This is a genomic window from Chitinophagales bacterium (assembly GCA_017303835.1).
Taxonomy (GTDB): Bacteria; Bacteroidota; Bacteroidia; order Chitinophagales; family Chitinophagaceae; genus JAFLBI01.
In genome coordinates this window covers 1056196-1073937 of record JAFLBI010000001.1, presented here as the reverse complement: position 1 = coordinate 1073937, position 17742 = coordinate 1056196, and the positions used below count along the sequence as shown (strand labels likewise).

General features: G+C 42.7%; 17 protein-coding genes. 8 read left to right on the top strand and 9 right to left on the bottom strand.

Going from position 1 to position 17742, the window contains the following annotated elements:
- Positions 1 to 53 precede the first annotated feature (53 nt).
- On the bottom strand, positions 54 to 1061 hold the full coding sequence (locus tag J0L83_04830; GenBank protein ID MBN8663873.1) for an oxidoreductase: 1008 nt from the start codon (positions 1059 to 1061) through the stop codon (positions 54 to 56).
- Positions 1062 to 1099: 38 nt separating this feature from the next.
- On the opposite strand from J0L83_04830, the gene J0L83_04825 reads away from it, so the two are divergent.
- A complete protein-coding gene (locus J0L83_04825) occupies positions 1100 to 1849 on the top strand; it encodes a tRNA threonylcarbamoyladenosine dehydratase (GenBank protein ID MBN8663872.1) in 750 nt (249 codons plus the stop codon).
- On the opposite strand, the gene J0L83_04820 is transcribed toward J0L83_04825, so the two are convergent.
- Positions 1827 to 2993: a DUF1343 domain-containing protein gene (locus J0L83_04820; protein ID MBN8663871.1), complete on the bottom strand. Its 1167-nt coding sequence runs from the start codon at positions 2991 to 2993 to the stop codon at positions 1827 to 1829. The two genes, J0L83_04825 and J0L83_04820, sit on opposite strands and share 23 nt — an antisense overlap.
- 2 nt (positions 2994 to 2995) lie before the next feature.
- Entirely contained in the window at positions 2996 to 3568 is a 573-nt protein-coding gene (locus tag J0L83_04815) for a YkgJ family cysteine cluster protein (protein ID MBN8663870.1), read from the bottom strand.
- 80 nt (positions 3569 to 3648) lie between these two features.
- Between J0L83_04815 and J0L83_04810 the strand changes: the two genes are divergently transcribed.
- Genes J0L83_04810 through J0L83_04785 form a run of 6 tightly spaced genes read left to right on the top strand, consistent with a single transcriptional unit; the run spans position 3649 to position 10124 of the window.
- Positions 3649 to 5544 carry a type IIA DNA topoisomerase subunit B gene (locus J0L83_04810; GenBank protein ID MBN8663869.1) on the top strand — a complete coding sequence of 632 codons (1896 nt, stop codon included), beginning with the start codon at positions 3649 to 3651 and terminating at the stop codon, positions 5542 to 5544.
- A 42-nt stretch (positions 5545 to 5586) separates the two neighbouring features.
- On the top strand, positions 5587 to 5952 hold the full coding sequence (locus tag J0L83_04805; GenBank protein MBN8663868.1) for a four helix bundle protein: 366 nt from the start codon (positions 5587 to 5589) through the stop codon (positions 5950 to 5952).
- Between the two features lie 46 nt (positions 5953 to 5998).
- Entirely contained in the window at positions 5999 to 6832 is an 834-nt protein-coding gene (locus tag J0L83_04800; GenBank protein MBN8663867.1) for a DUF1835 domain-containing protein, read from the top strand.
- Positions 6829 to 7221, top strand: coding sequence for a VOC family protein (locus J0L83_04795; protein MBN8663866.1), 393 nt, complete (start codon positions 6829 to 6831; stop codon positions 7219 to 7221). Before J0L83_04800 ends, J0L83_04795 begins: the two co-directional genes overlap by 4 nt.
- A gap of 2 nt (positions 7222 to 7223) precedes the next feature.
- The gene (locus J0L83_04790; protein MBN8663865.1) at positions 7224 to 7598 is read left to right on the top strand and encodes a hypothetical protein; all 375 of its coding nucleotides are present in this window, start codon (positions 7224 to 7226) and stop codon (positions 7596 to 7598) included.
- Positions 7599 to 7610: 12 nt separating this feature from the next.
- Entirely contained in the window at positions 7611 to 10124 is a 2514-nt protein-coding gene (locus J0L83_04785) for a DNA gyrase/topoisomerase IV subunit A (protein MBN8663864.1), read from the top strand.
- Here the strand turns inward: J0L83_04785 and J0L83_04780 are convergent.
- On the bottom strand, positions 10121 to 11026 hold the full coding sequence (locus J0L83_04780; GenBank protein MBN8663863.1) for a hypothetical protein: 906 nt from the start codon (positions 11024 to 11026) through the stop codon (positions 10121 to 10123). The two genes, J0L83_04785 and J0L83_04780, sit on opposite strands and share 4 nt — an antisense overlap.
- A 136-nt stretch (positions 11027 to 11162) precedes the next feature.
- Between J0L83_04780 and J0L83_04775 the strand changes: the two genes are divergently transcribed.
- Complete coding sequence (locus J0L83_04775; protein MBN8663862.1) at positions 11163 to 11606, top strand: hypothetical protein; 444 nt, start codon at positions 11163 to 11165, stop codon at positions 11604 to 11606.
- On the opposite strand, the gene J0L83_04770 is transcribed toward J0L83_04775, so the two are convergent.
- The 5 genes from J0L83_04770 to J0L83_04750 form a co-directional block, all read right to left on the bottom strand.
- A complete protein-coding gene (locus J0L83_04770) occupies positions 11600 to 13213 on the bottom strand; it encodes a CotH kinase family protein (protein MBN8663861.1) in 1614 nt (537 codons plus the stop codon). The two genes, J0L83_04775 and J0L83_04770, sit on opposite strands and share 7 nt — an antisense overlap.
- 19 nt (positions 13214 to 13232) lie before the next feature.
- Entirely contained in the window at positions 13233 to 15653 is a 2421-nt protein-coding gene (locus J0L83_04765) for a S9 family peptidase (protein MBN8663860.1), read from the bottom strand.
- Positions 15654 to 15714: 61 nt separating this feature from the next.
- On the bottom strand, positions 15715 to 16509 hold the full coding sequence (locus tag J0L83_04760) for a DUF1295 domain-containing protein (protein ID MBN8663859.1): 795 nt from the start codon (positions 16507 to 16509) through the stop codon (positions 15715 to 15717).
- A gap of 2 nt (positions 16510 to 16511) precedes the next feature.
- Positions 16512 to 16931, bottom strand: a complete 420-nt coding sequence (locus J0L83_04755) for a DUF2177 family protein (protein MBN8663858.1) — start codon at positions 16929 to 16931, stop codon at positions 16512 to 16514.
- A gap of 17 nt (positions 16932 to 16948) precedes the next feature.
- On the bottom strand, positions 16949 to 17728 hold the full coding sequence (locus J0L83_04750) for an aminoglycoside 3'-phosphotransferase (protein ID MBN8663857.1): 780 nt from the start codon (positions 17726 to 17728) through the stop codon (positions 16949 to 16951).
- Positions 17729 to 17742 lie beyond the last annotated feature (14 nt).

Below are 17742 nucleotides of genomic sequence, written 5' to 3'. Positions count from 1 at the left end.
TATTGTTGATTGATTATTGTCAATTGGGTATTGTCAATTGGTTATTGTCTATTTTACCAAATCAGTTTCGCAATTCTGCCATCGCCACCGGCCAGATAGATGGTTTGGCCCTTGGCCGATTTTTTGGCTACGTGAAAACTGGTCTTGCTAATGAAGCGCCAGTCTTTGCCCGCATTATCTGAAACATCAACACCTGAAGTGCCACATACCAACCATTGTTGTTTGTTCAGCATTACTACACTGCTTTTATAACCACGTGGTGCTGTATTTGGTTGCTTGAATGCATTGGGTGCATCTGTTGAGAAGAGCAACAGGTTACCCGTGCTGATGCTATCTGCAGCGAAATCGCCACCCACAATCACACCTTGTTTGCCTGAGATAGCCAAAGCATTGGCGCCTGTAGAGTTTTTGTCGCGCAGCATGGGCAAAGTATAACATTGGTTATTGATGAATAGTCTGGATTGTGTACCACCGCTGATATAAGCGAATTTGGGCGAGCTTGATTTTCCATACCATTGAATATTGCTGCCACTGCTGGCAAAAAACGCTTCTCCGTTTTGCATCACTGCACAATTGTTTTCAGGAATGATTTTCTGCCAACTGCGTCCGCCATTGGTACTCATCGCCAGGTATACTGAATCCTTTATTGGATCACCAATAACAACACCATAGGATCCCTGAAAATCTAGCGCATCTAAAAACATCCCCTTGGTGGTATCTTCAAAAACCTTGGTCCAGGTTCTACCAGCATCTTCAGTGCGCAGCATCACCGCAGGTTCAGCAATGCCCATGATGATGGCCGTATTGCTGTCGAATGCATGAATATCCCGGAAATCCCTTTGCGCATAGCCAGACACTTGCATCCAATCAATGGTTTTACCACCATCGGTACTGCGTGCGACCATGCCTTTACTGCCACTGGCCCAGAACACTTGATCGTTCACCACGGATAATCCCCGCAGGGAAACCTTATTGCCACTGTGTAATAGCTGAATTTCTTGTGCGTTGAGTTGTGACACAATGAAAATCAATATCAATAAGAATTCTTTTTTCCATTTCATGGGTAGGCGTCAAATTTGCAGCTTCAAATTACGTAAACATGAGTCAGATACCATATTGGATGAGCAGAACGGAATTGTTGTTGGGCGAAGAAACTGTATCGCGCCTGCTGGACAAACATGTGCTCGTGGTGGGATTGGGTGGAGTAGGTGGTATCTGTGCCGAAATGATTGCTCGTTCCGGTGTAGGTAAAATGACCATTGTGGATGCAGATACGGTGGATCTCAGCAATTGTAACCGACAAATTCCTGCTTTGCATTCAACTGCTGGCAAGGGTAAGGCGGAGGTAATGGCAGAACGCTTGCGCGATATCAATCCACGGCTGGATTTGCAGGTTTTGCCCATTTACCTGAAAGATGAACTGACTTATGAGGTGCTGGATAAACACCAATTCGATTATGCAGTGGATTGTATCGATACATTATCGCCTAAAGTGTTTTTCATCAAAGCCTGTATTGATCGAAAAATTCCGATTGTAAGTTCATTGGGTGCGGGTGGTAAAGTAGATCCCTCTCAAGTAGTGATTACGGATATTTCTAAAACACATCAATGCAATCTGGCGCGTTACGTGCGTAAGTACTTGCATAAGTTCGACATCTATAAAGGTTTGACTGTCGTATTTTCTCCAGAGCAAGTTGATCAAAGCAGAATCATCGAAACGGAAAAAGCTTATCCAAAAAAATCCATCATCGGCACCATCAGTTATATGCCAGCGATCTTCGGTTGCTTTGCTGCGAGTGTGGTGATTCGTGATTTATACAAAGACACTAATACAGTAGCCAAGGCTTAACACGAGACGACCATTCTTGTGCAACAGTACATTGCGTTTTTATTTGTTGCATGAAATCATTGAATGGTAATTCAAATAATTCAGCTGTATTGTGTATACCGACTAATCTGTCTAAATGCCCGCTACCACTAGGGTTTACAGCCGTAGGATAATTAGCCCATGCAAACTCAGCGTGATGGTCCTTGATGATTTTGATCAGCCAAAGTCCGAATTGTACCGGTAAGAAATTGTTGGTGTCGCTTACTTCAAATGAAAGACCAATACAAGTATCGCCTAAATATTTATTCGTGCTCGATTTGAATTGTATCTTGCTGTAAATTATATATGGATAGTTTTTAGCAATACTCTCTTTTAGCCAAGCAATATCCAACCATGGCGCAGCAACTGCATGAAAGGAATTATTCGTAGCACGACCTTCATGTAGGTTGGTTGCTTCTAACAAACAAGTACCAGGATAAAGCAACATGGCTTGATAATCTTGAATGGCTGGTGAGGTTGGTGTGAATGTCCAACCTGTTGCTGGCTGATGCATTTCCCGGCTCCACTGTGTGCAACCGATGACATCCAATACCAGGTGTAATTGTTGCTCCGCATTGAAATAGCGCGCTAACTCACCCATCGTGCAACTGTGTCGCACTGGCATGCTCCATCTGCCAATGAATGAACTGCAATGTGTTTCATCCAGCATGGGGCCTTCGACTAAATGAAGATCACCTGAAATAGGATTGGGCCTATCCAACACCACCAATGTTTTGTGCGCTTTGGCGCAAGCTTCCATGCAATGGGTGAGTGTCCACAAATAGGTATAAAACCTCGCGCCAACATCGGGGATATCGAAGAGTAAAACATCAATAGCGGCAAGGTCTTTTGCATCAGGTGCGAGCTTGTTGCCATATAGGCTGACTACCGGTAAGCCGGTGAGTGTGTCTTTCCCATCGAGCATTGGTTCACCATCGGCACCTTGCACATCAAGGCCGTGTTCAGGAGAAAACAAAACCGTAAGATGGAAATCTTGATCTAATAAAGCTTTTCTAACAGGTTCTCCATTACTTGTAAGTGCAGCATGGTTGGTCACAAGGCCTATTCGAGCCCGCTTCCAGGAAGGTTGTAATTGAAGCAGGTTATCGATACCGGATTGTACCATCCCTACAAGTTACACTGCATTGTTGATGCATCAAAGCCCATTTCTACTTTTAAGGATTCCATCACATTAAAGATGATGGGGCAGCGGTCGTAGTGCATAAAGATGGTGAAGAGTCGCTTGTTCACTTCAGGTAAGTGTAATGCGGGAAACTCTCTGCATCCCGCGAAGCGGTGCTCATAAATGCTGCAGGCGTTGTTTTCAAGAAAATGACAGGGAATGGCATTCATGATCATGAGTGGGCCGTCCTCGCTTTTCTCTACAAAGCGTGTATCAAAATCGGCACTGCTCATGCCTAGGTGCGCAGCGGCAGCATCGGCTTCTGGTCGGGTGATGTTCACCATCAGGCTTTTACAGCAATTGCCACAGTCGGTACAACTGATTTTCGGACTGATTTCAGTCTCCAGTCGGCTTACCGTTTTGTCGATGGCTTCGCCTTCATGATTGGTCAAAAAGGTTTTGAACAGGTCATTTTCCCGGATTTTTTCTGTGGCCAGCTGGGCCATCCTGCCGAGATTGGTTTCGAGTTGCGATAAGTAGTTGATAATCAAATGTAGATAAATATTTTGTTTATCCACATTTGTGCAAGGTTTGTAGAAAAGAAAAATTGCACCGGCAGGGTATAAAATTAACTTTTGCGGGTTGTGAAATCAAGACTATGGCAGAGAATAAACAGGCTGTGAATTATACGGAAGACGATATCCGGAGTCTCGACTGGAAAGAGCATATCCGATTAAGACCCGGTATGTATATCGGTAAACTGGGCGATGGTTCTGCTCAGGATGATGGTATCTATGTGTTACTGAAAGAAGTGACCGATAACTGTATCGATGAGCATATGATGGGTTACGGTAAGCAAATTGACATCACCATTGATCAGAAGACTGTAACGATTCGTGATTATGGTCGTGGTATTCCCTTGGGTAAAGTGGTGGATGTGGTGAGTAAAATCAACACAGGTGCCAAATACGATAGTAAGGCTTTTCAGAAGAGTGTGGGTTTGAATGGTGTGGGTACGAAAGCGGTGAACGCTTTGAGTAATTATTTCAAGGTCACTGCTTATCGCGATGGCAAAGAAAAGACAGCAGAGTTTGAACGTGGCGTATTGAAAGTAGAGCATAAGGAAGCAAAGACAACTGAGCCCAATGGTACTTTAGTTACGTTCATTCCGGATGATACGGTCTTCCGTAACTTCAATTTCCGCATGGGCTATATTGAGGAACAAGCTTGGAACTATTGCTACCTCAATGCGGGATTGATTGTTAACCTGAATGGTAAAAAGTTTGTCAGCAAAAACGGTTTGCTCGATTTGTTGCAGCGTAAGACCAACGAAGATGAGCTGCGTTATCCCATTATTCACTTGAAGGGAGAAGACATTGAAGTGGCGATCAGCCATAACAATGAATACGGAGAAGATATTTTCTCTTTTGTTAACGGACAATACACCACGCAAGGCGGTACGCACCAGCAGGCTTTTCGTGAAGCTTATGTAAAAGTGATTCGCGATTTCTTTAAGAAGGATTACGATACATCAGATATCCGCACCAGTATTGTTGCAGCCGTTGCTGTGCGTGTGCAGGAGCCTGTGTTTGAAAGTCAGACAAAGACCAAGCTGGGTTCTCAGAACGTGTATGAGAACGGTCCGAGTATGAAGAACTTTGTGCTGGATTTTCTGGCCAAGGAACTGGATAACTATTTACACCGCAATCCGGCTGTAGCTGATGCCTTGAAAAAGCGCATTGAGCAGAATGAGCGTGAGCGAAAGGAATTGGCTGGTATCAAGAAGCTGGCGAATGAGCGTGCGAAGAAAGCCAACCTGCACAATAAGAAACTGCGCGATTGTAAAGTGCACATGAACGATGATTTGCCAGCAAAGAATAAAGAGGCTTTCATCGCATTACAAAACCAGAGTACCATCTTCATTACCGAAGGTGATAGTGCCAGTGGTTCCATCACCAAAGCGCGTAGCGTAGAAACGCAGGCCGTATTTAGTTTGCGTGGTAAGCCACTGAACGCATTCGGATTGACCAAGAAAGTGGTATACGAGAATGAAGAGTTTAACCTGTTGCAGCACGCGCTGAATATTGAAGATGGTTTGGAAGGGTTGCGTTACAATAACATTGTTATTGCTACCGATGCCGATGTGGATGGGATGCACATTCGTTTGTTATTGATGACGTTCTTCCTCCAGTTCTTCCCTGATCTGGTGAAGAAAGGTCACGTCTATATTCTGGAAACGCCGCTGTTCCGTGTACGCAATAAGCAGGAAACTATTTACTGTTACGATGAAACCGAAAAACAAGCTGCGGTGAAGAAATTAGGTAATAAGCCTGAGATAACTCGATTCAAAGGTTTGGGTGAGATTTCTCCCAATGAGTTTGAACGGTTTATCGGACAGGATATGCGCTTGCAGCCGGTATTGTTAGAGCAGGGCGATCATATTCAGCAACTGCTAGAATATTATATGGGCAAGAATACACCGCAGCGACAAGATTTTATTATTGATAATCTTCGTGTTGAACTTGATTTAATCGAAGAAGTAGGAGGGAATTAATGATTAATAATTAAAAATTAAGAATTGAAGAAAGGTTGAGGTATGAAGCAGGAGAATGTGATACTGGAAAAGAGCTTTGCGTTTTCTGTATCCATAGTCAAGTTACATAAGTTGCTGAGAGCGGAAAGGGTTGAAAGAGAAATCTGTTCTCAGCTGTTGAAGAGTGGCACTTCAATTGGCGCCAATGTGGAGGAAGCAATTGGAGGCTCTTCTAGAAAAGATTTTATTCATAAGCTAGAGATAGCTTATCGTGAAGCAAGGGAGACTAAATATTGGTTAAGACTAATACATACAACAGAGGATTCAATGAGACCGATGTTACAGGAAACTTTAGAAAGATGTGATGAACTGATCAAAATTCTGACAGCAATCCTGAATACATCCAAATCATCGTCCGTAAGTACTTAGTCGAACCTAAATTATTAATTGTTAATTATTAATTCTTAATTAAGATATGATTCATATAGTTTTCGAAACAGCGAACATCGCTTCACTACAAGCTGCAATTGAACTCGACGAAAGCTTACAAGGCGAGATACTGGAAATCAAAGATGATTATGCCGTTGGTCCGCTTGGAGATATTTATGGGGCAGAAGGCTATCAAGCGCGTCGCGATTGGTGGAAACAGGTATTGGAGTTTTCTCCTTATGCAGAGCAACTGGATATTGTAGATGATAAGCTGACTGTACACAATCTACTGAAAACATTAGATGAACAGCCGGAAGAAATTGTATGGGTTTGGATGGGACAAAACCAACATGATGTATGCGGGTATTTTTGGCTGATGAGTCAGCTCAAAGAATATCAGGGGCGTGTATTTGTGCTATATATGAATAACCTGCCTTTCATCAATGAGAAGGGAAATATTTTCTATCCGGCTCATTTGCATGAAATACAGCCTAAGGAATTCCTGAAGGCAAAGAAATTGGCTAGACCCATTACACCGAGTGAATTTGAAGTAGATCCGGATGAATGGAAGAAATTGTGTACCGAGTCAGCCATGGTGCGCATTCTCGAAGGTGGAAAAAAGATAGTGAGTAAAGAAGCTAATTTTTACGATAAGGAATTACTAAGTGCCATTACCGGTGAAGCACAAAAACTGGGTCGTTATCTCCAGCATGTGTTGGGTAAGATGAAGATCAAAACAGGGGATGCATTTTTGGTGTGGCGTTTACGAGAATTGGCTGCACAGGGAAATATTGAATTAAGTGGTGATTGGAACAAAGGATGGAAGGAAATTCAATTGAAAACAGCAAGTGCGCCAGCCGCAACACCAAGTGCTGAATGAGACCATTGATTGACCATATTCATCATGTGGCCATTATTGCCGGTGATTATAACCGCAGTAAGGATTTCTACACGCGCATCCTTGGCTTTGAAGTATTGCAAGAAGTATGGCGTGCAGAAAGACAATCCTGGAAACTGGATTTATCGGTGAATGGGCAATACCAAATTGAGCTCTTTTCTTTTCCTGATTGTAAGGAGCGTGCTTCTTATCCGGAAGCAAAGGGCTTACGTCATCTGGCATTTGCAGTGAAAGATGTAGATGCATGGCATATATGGTTGAGTGAACAAGGTGTTGCAGTGGAAGCGATACGTGTGGACGAATACACGAATAAGCGTTTCTTTTTTTTCAATGACCCCGATGGACAACCATTGGAAATTTATGCAAGCTGAGTATGGTGACTGTTGAACCATTGGTATTGATTGGGTCGGATGAAAGAGGTGCAACCTTTGTGTTCGATAATGATAGAACCGGACAATTCATAGTGGTGCACCGGAAGAAAGGTAGTGCAAGCGGCAGGCAGTTTCATAAGGGAAGAACGGCACATAAAAACCCAGAGAAGCTGCTGATTATGCAAGGTGTTGCAAGATTGAATTGGCGTGATGCTCGTTCCGATGCAAACGGTACTGTTATGATAGAAGGTCCGGCTATGGCAAAAGTACCAGCATATGTCTGGCATGAGTTAGTGGCAGAAACAGATTTTGTGATGTTGGAATTAAACGCATTTGCAGACGGACAAGGAGATACATTTTCTTGGGAAGAAAGATAAAAGAACTTAGTAATGGCGAAGCAAGAGAACACAGTGTACAAAAATGATTCAGGCGTACAGGGACAGTTTAAGAGCTGGTTTCTGGATTATGCTTCTTATGTGATATTGGAACGTGCGGTACCCGCTGTTGAAGATGGTTTGAAACCAGTACAGCGTCGTATCCTGCACTCGATGAAAGAAATGGATGATGGTCGCTACAACAAAGTGGCCAATATCATCGGTCAAAGTATGCAGTACCATCCGCATGGTGATGCGTCTATTGGTGAAGCACTCGTGAACATGGGGCAGAAGGATTTGCTGATTGATACACAGGGTAACTGGGGTGATGTACGTACCGGCGATGATGCAGCCGCAGCTCGTTATATTGAAGCACGTCTCAGCAAGTTTGCTTTGGAAGTAGCTTTTAATGCCAAGACCACCAATTGGCAATTGAGTTATGACGGTCGTAAGCAAGAGCCGGTAACCTTGCCGATGAAATTCCCTTTACTGTTGGCACAAGGTGCTGATGGTATTGCCGTGGGTTTGTCGACCAAAATCTTACCACACAATTTCTGCGAGCTGATTGATGCTTCCATCAAATACCTTAAGGGTAAGAAGTTTGAGCTCTATCCAGATTTCCAGACAGGCGGTATGATTGATGTGAGCAACTACAATGATGGCCGACGTGGCGGTAAAGTGCGTGTACGCTCCATCATTGAAGAACAGGATAAGAAAACACTGGTGATTCGCTCTGTACCTTATGGTGTTACAACTACTTCTTTGATGGAGTCGATTGTGAAAGCCAATGATCAGGGTAAGATCAAGATCAAGAAAGTAACTGATGCTACAGCTAAGGATGTTGAGATTACAGTAGAACTGGCAGCCGGTATATCACCAGATATTACGATTGATGCATTGTATGCATTTACAGATTGCGAGGTGAGTATTTCACCGAATGCATGTGTGATTGTGGATCAGAAGCCACAGTTCATCGGTGCATCAGATTTGTTGCGTTTGTCGGTTGATAAGACGAAAGAATTGCTGCAACTGGAATTGCAAATCAAGCTGAGCGAACTGGAAAACAAATGGCATTATACTTCGCTGGAAAAAATCTTCTTTGAAGAGAAGATTTACAAAGAGTTGGAGAAAAAGCATGAGACTTGGGATAAGGTATTAGAAGCTATCGACAAAGCATTCCAGCCTTTCCGCAAGCAATTGAAGAAAGAGATTACGAGAGAGGATATTCTTAAGCTTACGGAAAAACCTGTTCGTCGTATTTACAAATTAGATATCGATGATTTGATCAATCAGATCAAGGGTATTGAAGCAGATATTAAGCAGGTAAAGTATGATCTGGAGCACCTCACTGAGTTTGCCATCGCTTATTTCGAGAATCTGTTGCAGAAATATGGCAAGGGCAGAGAGCGTAAAACAGAAATCAGGCCTTTTGATACCATCAAGGTACAGCAGGTGGCTATTGCCAATGCGAAACTGTACATGAACCGTGAAGAAGGTTTTGTGGGCACCAGCTTGAAGAAGGATGAGTTTGTCTGCGATTGTTCTGATCTGGATGATATCATCGTCTTTACCAAACGTGGTATTATGAAAGTGGTGAAAGTGGGCGACAAGACCTTTATTGGCAAGGACATCATCTATGCGGCTATTTTCAAAAAGAATGATGAGCGCACTACCTACAACATGATTTATGTAGATGGCGCCACAGGTGTGAGCTATGGTAAGCGTTTTAATGTAACAGGTGTTACTAGAGATAAAGAGTACGATCTTACCAAAGGTTCTGATAAGAGCAAAGTGCATTATTTCACGGCCAATCCAAATGGTGAAGCAGAAGTAGTGAAGATTCTACTTAGCCCAAATTGTTCTGCTCGTAATAAGGACTTAGAGTTTTACTTTGAAGAATTGGATATTAAGAACCGAGGTAGTATGGGTAATCAAGTAACCAAGTATCCCATCAAGAGTGTGAAACTGAAAGAAGCGGGTAGAAGTACCTTGGCTGGTATCAAGCTTTGGTTTGATGATCAGTTTGGCCGATTGAACAAAGAAGAGAAAGGGCAGTACTTGGGTATGTTTGATGGAGAGGAAAGGTTGTTGGTCATCTACAATGATGGCAATTATGAAATCACTGATACGGAATTAACGCAGCGTTTTGATGCGGATAAGATATTGTTGATTGAGAAGTTCAATCCTGAGAAGATTGTAACTGCTGTGTATCTGGAAAAGGATAAGCTACAGTACAATGTGAAGCGTTTCAAAATTGAAACTACCACCTTGCGCAATAAATTCCTCTTTGTAAAAGAAGGAGAGGGTAATGTGCTCGAAGCTGTTACTACTGATAAGGAGCCGATTTTAGCCGTTCAGACCGGACGTGGATCACAGGTACGTAGTGCCAAATTCAAGCTGGCCAAAATGGTGGAAGTGATGGGTTGGAAAGCCGTAGGTGCCAAGCTGATGGACTTTAGCAAATCAGTTGAAATGCAATGGGAGCATAAATCAGAAAAGGATCAATTACAGGGCGACTTATTCGGTTAAGGTCTATCGCCACGCTTTCGCTTAAAGCGAATCGTGGCGGTATTTTCCATATCACTAGTTAAGTTTAATTCATAACGAGATAAACCATCACGGATGATGATGGAAGCTGTGTTTGGCGGAATACGTCCTGTGTTTTCTGCATACATGCTTAACTCCGTGTATTCGCTGGTTGTATCAACGGGAATGTACACACGAAATGCTTTGTGGGTAAGCATCGTGGGTCCCTTAATCATTTTATTATTCAGGAATACAGAAACAGAGTCATAATCTACCTCGCCATTATCATAGAATTCCAAACTGATGATTTTGCTGTTTACTTCTAGTTCAGTCACCAGTCTCTTTTTCCTTGCTTCAAATTCTCTTCTCCGCAATTCGTCTTCGCTGATGGTATTTGCAGCCACAACTTCTTTTTCAGTAGGCATGGGTTCAAGTGCATCGTAGTCCACTTTGGCAGAGAGAATCGTATCGTTGGATTTTTTTAGAATAAAGGAAATATTCGGACAAGAGTATTTAAAGGTTTCCGTGCTTCTCAGCTTACCCACTAATAATGAGTCTTTGGATGTAACTACCAGAGAAAAATCGCCTGTCATTGGGCAATCCACAGACTGGCGTGTGCTCTTAGAACCGTAATAAATGATCGGTATCTGATTGAATTTGACCGTCATCTTTTTCTTATCGAATACACCACGAATAGGTTCAATCAGCAAGCTATCCCTGAAATAATATTGTATTTGTCCGTAAAACTGCACGCCTTTTTGTCTGATCACAATCTCAGACAGATAAGCATCGTGGTTACCTGGTATCTGGAGTTTACCACTGCCAAACCAATGGCCGGAGATATTTTGGGCTTTTGCCTGCCCAAACATGAGCATTAGGCAGAGAATGGGTAAGGTTGTTTTCATGCAGCTGCGGATTGCTTGACCGGCAGAAATCGGTTATGGATTTGTCCGGCACATATAAAGAACGCCAAATAGCACCGGTATATTTCATCGCTTACCACTTGATTGCCTTGTTACCTTGTAGCACAAGCTTACTCTTATGACCCTGAAGACAACTGTTTTGTGCCTGATTTTTTTCGGATTAGTCTCATGTAGCAACTACCGTGAGCGTATGTTGGAGAAAAAGAATGCAAGAAGTGGTTTACATGTGCGGGAGGCTATTGAATACCTGAGGCTTCGGTCTGATGCAGAGGCATTGGTAACCATAACCGGTTATCTGGTTGGGCAGGAAACAAAAGGTAATCAGGTATTTTTTCAGTTAGCAGAGCATAAAGACCAGATTGTTTCTGCATTTAATTGCTTTTGCAGTTTTGAAGGAGCTCAATTGTTATTGCTGAAAGGGATAGAGTATAATACGGCGATTACCGTGTCTGGTAAGCTGGGAGAAACCACGCAGGGAATTACATTGAGTGATTGTCAGTTAATCATGGTAAATAAAGAGGGCAAGGACATGTATCTGCCTTCACAGGCTGTCAATTACTGATGTAGCAGTACACGGTGAATTGGCTGATGCTTGTTATCGGTTGCATGAAACAGCAGTAAACCGGTAGGCCAGCGCTGAGCATTGAGCTGGATTTGGTTATTGCCAGATTTGATTGGTATCTGTTGCTCATAGATAACTTGCCCCTGACCGTTCACAATTCGAACAGGCATGGTAAATGCTTGTTTCGATTTAATCTGTAGCACCAGCTGGTTGCCAAATGGATTAGGGGAAGCCTGTAGCTGAATATCTTCTGGGGCAGAAGCAGGATAATCATAGCATGCACCTGCATTCGGCATATTGTTATCAAGCCAGTTGAGTCGCCTGTTCAGCCAATCTTTCAAGTAATCTATTTCTGATACATAATCAGAAGGGATTGGTGTTGGATTAGGCCAAACATATTTTCCCAAGACTGGCCATCGGTTGAAATGTCTGTTTCTTGCTTCAGCAGTCAGCGATACTACAGAGTCAATCAAGGTATTGAGTCTGCCTATGGATAAACTGTTTTGCCTAACTGCTTTCCATCTGCAACGCAGTTTGCCTTGAAATGCAGTATCCAAACTAAGCTGATACCACCAGAAAGGAACCTGCCAGAAATCATCCGGACAAGTCTGATTAAATTGCCAGCTCCAACCATCAGTATTGCTGCCGTTACAATAATTAGCATTGCGGAAAGCAAGGTCATAATCCCAAACTGGGCCAGCTACAATTTTCTGATTTCTTTCTTTATAGAGATATGTGCTGAGGCGGTAACCATCCACATTACGGCTCACTTCATTCACAAGCAGGTAATCAATAAAGCTGTTTTCTTCAGCATGGCTGCGCCAGCCTTTAAGCGGATGCTGAAAGTCCTTGCTGTATAATTTTTGTTCAAAACTGTCTACGTAAGATTGCAGGTAGTTACGTTGTTCAGTAGTGATATCGGTAATCTTTGGATATGTGTAGGTGTATTGAATACGTTGTCCTTTTTTACTATTTGGCGTTGCATAAGCAGAGAACCAGCCATCTGCTTCTTTGTCGATACTAAAGATATAGCCTCCGGTAACTGCTAAGCCCGTATTATCAGTCTTGGCCATTTTGGTGATGGGTACTCTGCCACTGCCACGTTTGATGCGTTCCATGAAAACATAGATTCCCTTGTAATCCCCATCAATTACCAGTTCTACATACCTGCAATTGGCGGCCCACTGGCCCAGTTCTCTGCTAATGGTATAAGCTAGAAAATTTCGCATGAGGGTTTTGTCTGTATAGGGTGCATACAAGACCCAGTCACTCTCTTTGGGTAAACCAAACAGTGATTTGTCAACGGATTTACCTGAATTGTCCCACAGCTCAATACTGTAAGATTTCATCGGGAATTGTTGAGATGACTGGCCACGGATCTCAATGCCAACTTTTCCTGAGTAATGATTGAATAGATCAGTAACAGCATTGCGTTTGCCCTCACCATTATAAATGATGCCCATATCTGCCATGATCTTAGGATCATCCGGTATGGTTTGTCCGCCCGTATTGATCACAATAATGGGAAGATTGGAACTGGTTAATGATTGAGCGCCTGCAGTAAATACTACAACGCAGAGCAAACACAACAATAACCATTTTCTCATAGCCTAAAGTTACCGATGATTAAGGACGCTTGCGTAATTGTTGTTCAAAGAGTTTTAGGATACGCTTGTATTCATCTGTCCAGCTACTTGGCTCTACAAAACCATGGTCTTCCATCGGGTAGGAAGCGAGTTCCCAATTGTCTTTACCCAATTCAATCAGTCTTTGTGCAAGCTTCACTGCATCCTGATAGTGTACGTTCACGTCTACCATGCCATGGCAAATCAATAAATGCCCATTCAAGCCTTCAGCAAAATAAAGCGGTGAACTTTTTCTATAAGCAATACTGTCTGTAAATGGCTCATTCAGAATATTGGCAGTGTATCCATGGTTGTATTGTGCCCAATCCGTAACTGGCCTGAGCGCGGCGCCAGCTGCGAATTTTCCTGGTGTGGTAAACATCGCCATGAGTGTGATAAAACCACCATAAGAACCACCATAAATGCCCACTCTGTCTGCGTTCACATTGTGGTTCTTCGCGAGATAGTCAATAGCATCTACATGATCGGTGAGGTCTTTGCCACCCATGTGGCGATAAATACCAGTGCGCCAATCGCGACCATAACCTGCACTGCCTCTGTAATCAATGTCCAAAACAGTGTAGCCGAGGTCTGCGAGCAAATTATGGAACATATATTCCCTGAAATAAGAACTCCACCACTTATGTGCATTCTGCAGATAGCCTGCACCATGTACAAAGATGACTGCAGGTTTATTAGGGTCTTGTTGTTTCGGTTTATACAGTCTGCCATATACTGTAGCACCATCTCTTGCAGAGAAAGTAATCACTTCCGGATCACGCCAAGCATAGCTACTGAAAAGAGGCGACATGGCTTTATTGGTAATTTGTTCAGGTTTGGCACCTGCTTTATTTTCCTGCAGATATAATTCCCATGGTTTATTGGAATAGGAGTAGAGATAAGCTATGTATTTCTCATCAGGTGAAACGCTCACTTGATGTGCACCTGTCATGCTGGTAATTTTTTCTGCCTTGCCGCCGGAAACAGGTAAGCGATAGAAATGCTGCTCACCCGGATGCACTTCATTGGTGGTGAGGTAAAAGAACTTCTTGTCTTTAGATAATTCTGCCTGCTGCACTTCATAATTACCGGATGTTAATGCCTGAATAGTATTGGTGCTTAGATCTGCTACATACAAATGTGAATAGCCGGTTTTTTCTGAATGAAACCAGAAGCGGTTATCATCTATCCAGCCGGTATTTCTGCCAAAGCCGATGCCGGGGCCCGCAATCCACGCTTCATCACGCTGACGGTCTAGTAACTTGAAACCAGTACTGTCGAAACGTATCAGCCAACGGTCTTTATTATCTGTTGCACGCAGGTCAATCACGGCATAATTACCTTTTGGCGACCAGCTTACATTCGTAATTGTAAAGCTTCTGTTGCTGTTTCTTTTTTTGCGGTCTTCCAGTTGCTTAGGATAATCTTTTACATAGTCGGGCAAATCCTTAATGCCCGGAATTTGCTCTGCTTTCAATTGCATCAAAGTGTCTTTGATACGATCATAGATATACAGATCGCTACTGCCTTGTGGCGTGCCCACTTTTGTTCTGGCATTGATATCTGTTGTAAAACCACTTTCAGTTACATAGCTGGGTACGATAGTATTTCTACCGCTGCCTTGGCGAAAGACGCGGTAGCTCACAAAGCGGCCATCAGCACTGATGGTTAATCCTTGCATAAAGCCATCTCCCATAGGTAAGGCGCGCATCTCTTTTGGCTGTGGGATCCGCTTATTATAGGCTTCAGTACTTTCTCTTTTCTCCTTTCTTTCGCGCAGCACCTGAAAATAGCGCAGTTGATCATTCTTTAGCCATTCTTCCTGTGTGCTACCTGAGCTTAGTACTGGAGGAGCGCTTGTATTATTGTTTCTGCCAAAACCGCCACCGGGCGAAGGGGCGGTAGGTACTGCACCTGAGCGGATATTTGTCAGCTGTTCTGTTTCTCCTGATACCATATCCCATGCGTAGAGATTTTGATTCCTTGTGTAGACAATCTTAGTATCATTAAAACAGAAAAGCGGACTTGATTCCTGATCCATTGTATTGGTCACACGCTTACTCTTTCCAGTTTTCACATCTACTAAATAAATATCACCCAACTGGGCATAGACATACTGGGTTCTGTTTTGATTATATACAAAATTTCCTTGGCTATTCAGTAACTGCGTCTGTACAATACTTGCTTTCACAGGCTGTTTGTTTACAGTACTGATGATATACATCGAATCTGCAGGATGGCCCTCTGGATTCCATCTAAAAAATAATTGGTTACCCGTTTGGCTCCATTGCAGGTTACCTGGTGAAGTGCCAATCCATTTAGGATCTTGCATGATCTTTTCTACAGTTAATGGACCTATAGACTGTGCATATACAGCACTCAATAAAAAGAACGAACAAAAGGAAAAGAACAACTTTTTCATATGCCTGTATTAGGGCAATGAAAGTACTTATTTCTCTAACCTTTGCTCGCAATAGCGGGCATTATTTGACGAGTGGTACTGCACGTTTGGGAAACCAAGGAATCAGGGCATTGGTGGTTTTCTGGTAAGCTGCATATGCTGAATTACCTACGTACTTCTTCTCTAGCATAGGAACACCGGAAACGAAAGCCAGCAGATAGGTGATAGTCATCGGACTGATTATACCTAACCAGCCAAAAGGTAATGGAAGTACGATCAACCACAAACCCGACCACATGAGTATTTCACCAAAATAGTTGGGGTGTCTGGAGTATTTCCACAAACCAGTATTCATGATTTGTCCAGGTTGCTTGTGCTTACGAAATTTTGACATTTGATAGTCAGCAATGGCTTGAAGTAAAAAACCCTTGAGCCACAGAACCGCGCCTAAATAAATGACCCAATTAAGGGATGTTTTTGAGGAATCTGCGAAACTGATAAAAATAGGTGCAGCAATGATGAGCAGGAAAAAGCCTTGCAACACAAATACCTGCAGATAGGTTCTCCAGTAAAAATGTTTACCCCAGTCCTTGCGCCATTGCGCATAACGAAAATCTTCCTGCTTGCCTTTGTTGCGTGTACCAATATACCAGCTAAGTCTAATCGCCCACAATGCAATCAGACAACTAATTAAGAGCGATATTGGTTTAAAGGAAAATTGTTGAAGACAGATTAAGATGATCGCCACATAGCCTAAACCCCAGGCTACATCTGCAATATCATTTCGTTTGAGTATTAGCGCTATTATAAAGCAAATACTTGCATACAAAAGTATTCCAATTGCTCCTTGCAGATATAGTTCTAGAAGTACTTGCATATTTATTGTCTAAGCCATTGTACAATCGCATATCCGGCTGTACTTACCGAACCTGTTAGAATCATACCCCAGGCTATGTCAATGAATACAATTTTCAAAGGCCAATCTTTAAGCGTAGCAAGATTGGTTAAATCATAGGTAGCATAAGTAAATCCACCTAAAAGCATACCCAGTATCAGCGCTTTCCAAATACTCGTTTGTTCTGCTGCGGGTATGATGCAGAAAATGAATATGCCAATGATGAATAAGAGATAAAATACAATTGCTGCAGTCCAATTTACCTGCGGACTTAAGAAATTCCCCAACTCTCTTTGATAAAGTCCTTTGGCGATAACACCCAACCAAATCAGGTCAATGGCAAAAAAGACAAGGGTAGTGCCTAGATAGGCCAACAATAGTTTGGATAAAGGGAGTATTTGCATAGTAGCGGTTTTGGTGATCAGAAACACTCATCTAGTAAGGTATAGAATTCCAATTTCTGATGATCTATTTCTGTTAAACCATAGATTGAGAGAAAGGTTCTCACATATGCTTCGCCCCATTCATGCCGGATACTTCTAATGGCCAGAGCCAGATCCTGGTACCTGTCTGCGATGCCGCCACGGCCCCAGTCGATGATGCCGGATAGTTGCTTGTTTAGAAAGAGCAGGTTTTTGGGACAATAATCGCCATGCGTAAATACCAAATCATTTTCTGTAGGAATGCTATTGAATAGTTGCTGTAATAGCTGTTCTGCTGAATATCCCTGATAAACCTCTTCAAATTCTTTCGTATCTACTAATCCTTCAGAAACCCTGCGTTCTGCTTCAGCCAATACATCTGGCAGCAATCTTTTAGGTGTTTTTGTTGTAAGGGGGATGCTATGAATCAATTTAAGTGTGTCAGCATACACAGCCACACGTTCTGTTATCGGCCAAGCTGCATCAATGGAATCGAGAGTATGGCCATCTATCCATGAGGTGCATAACCAGTTTGTGTTTGCAATATGCTTATGCCATTGATAGCTGGGTACTTTTATTTTCCCATTCAACCACTGTAGTACGTCAATTTCTTGTGTGAATTCATGGTGGAAAGCAAGGGATGTTTGTTTAAGCACCAGTGCTCCATCAGGTATAACAATTTTATAGACAAATGCACTACTAGCGCCGCCGGATAAAGGGATATAGTAATAAGACGGATAAGCTCGACTCAGTATTTCATGTAATAATACATCGCTCATAAAGATGAAGCACA

Coding starts and splice junctions, on each gene's coding strand:
- J0L83_04780 (MBN8663863.1), bottom strand. CDS start 11,026: ATGAAAACAACCTTACCCATTCTCTGCCTAATGCTCATGTTTGGGCAG.
- J0L83_04790 (MBN8663865.1), top strand. CDS start 7,224: ATGGTGACTGTTGAACCATTGGTATTGATTGGGTCGGATGAAAGAGGT.
- J0L83_04760 (MBN8663859.1), bottom strand. CDS start 16,509: ATGCAAGTACTTCTAGAACTATATCTGCAAGGAGCAATTGGAATACTT.
- J0L83_04795 (MBN8663866.1), top strand. CDS start 6,829: ATGAGACCATTGATTGACCATATTCATCATGTGGCCATTATTGCCGGT.
- J0L83_04785 (MBN8663864.1), top strand. CDS start 7,611: ATGGCGAAGCAAGAGAACACAGTGTACAAAAATGATTCAGGCGTACAG.
- J0L83_04820 (MBN8663871.1), bottom strand. CDS start 2,993: ATGGTACAATCCGGTATCGATAACCTGCTTCAATTACAACCTTCCTGG.
- J0L83_04805 (MBN8663868.1), top strand. CDS start 5,587: ATGAAGCAGGAGAATGTGATACTGGAAAAGAGCTTTGCGTTTTCTGTA.
- J0L83_04825 (MBN8663872.1), top strand. CDS start 1,100: ATGAGTCAGATACCATATTGGATGAGCAGAACGGAATTGTTGTTGGGC.
- J0L83_04775 (MBN8663862.1), top strand. CDS start 11,163: ATGACCCTGAAGACAACTGTTTTGTGCCTGATTTTTTTCGGATTAGTC.
- J0L83_04750 (MBN8663857.1), bottom strand. CDS start 17,728: ATGAGCGATGTATTATTACATGAAATACTGAGTCGAGCTTATCCGTCT.
- J0L83_04800 (MBN8663867.1), top strand. CDS start 5,999: ATGATTCATATAGTTTTCGAAACAGCGAACATCGCTTCACTACAAGCT.
- J0L83_04810 (MBN8663869.1), top strand. CDS start 3,649: ATGGCAGAGAATAAACAGGCTGTGAATTATACGGAAGACGATATCCGG.
- J0L83_04765 (MBN8663860.1), bottom strand. CDS start 15,653: ATGAAAAAGTTGTTCTTTTCCTTTTGTTCGTTCTTTTTATTGAGTGCT.
- J0L83_04830 (MBN8663873.1), bottom strand. CDS start 1,061: ATGAAATGGAAAAAAGAATTCTTATTGATATTGATTTTCATTGTGTCA.
- J0L83_04755 (MBN8663858.1), bottom strand. CDS start 16,931: ATGCAAATACTCCCTTTATCCAAACTATTGTTGGCCTATCTAGGCACT.
- J0L83_04770 (MBN8663861.1), bottom strand. CDS start 13,213: ATGAGAAAATGGTTATTGTTGTGTTTGCTCTGCGTTGTAGTATTTACT.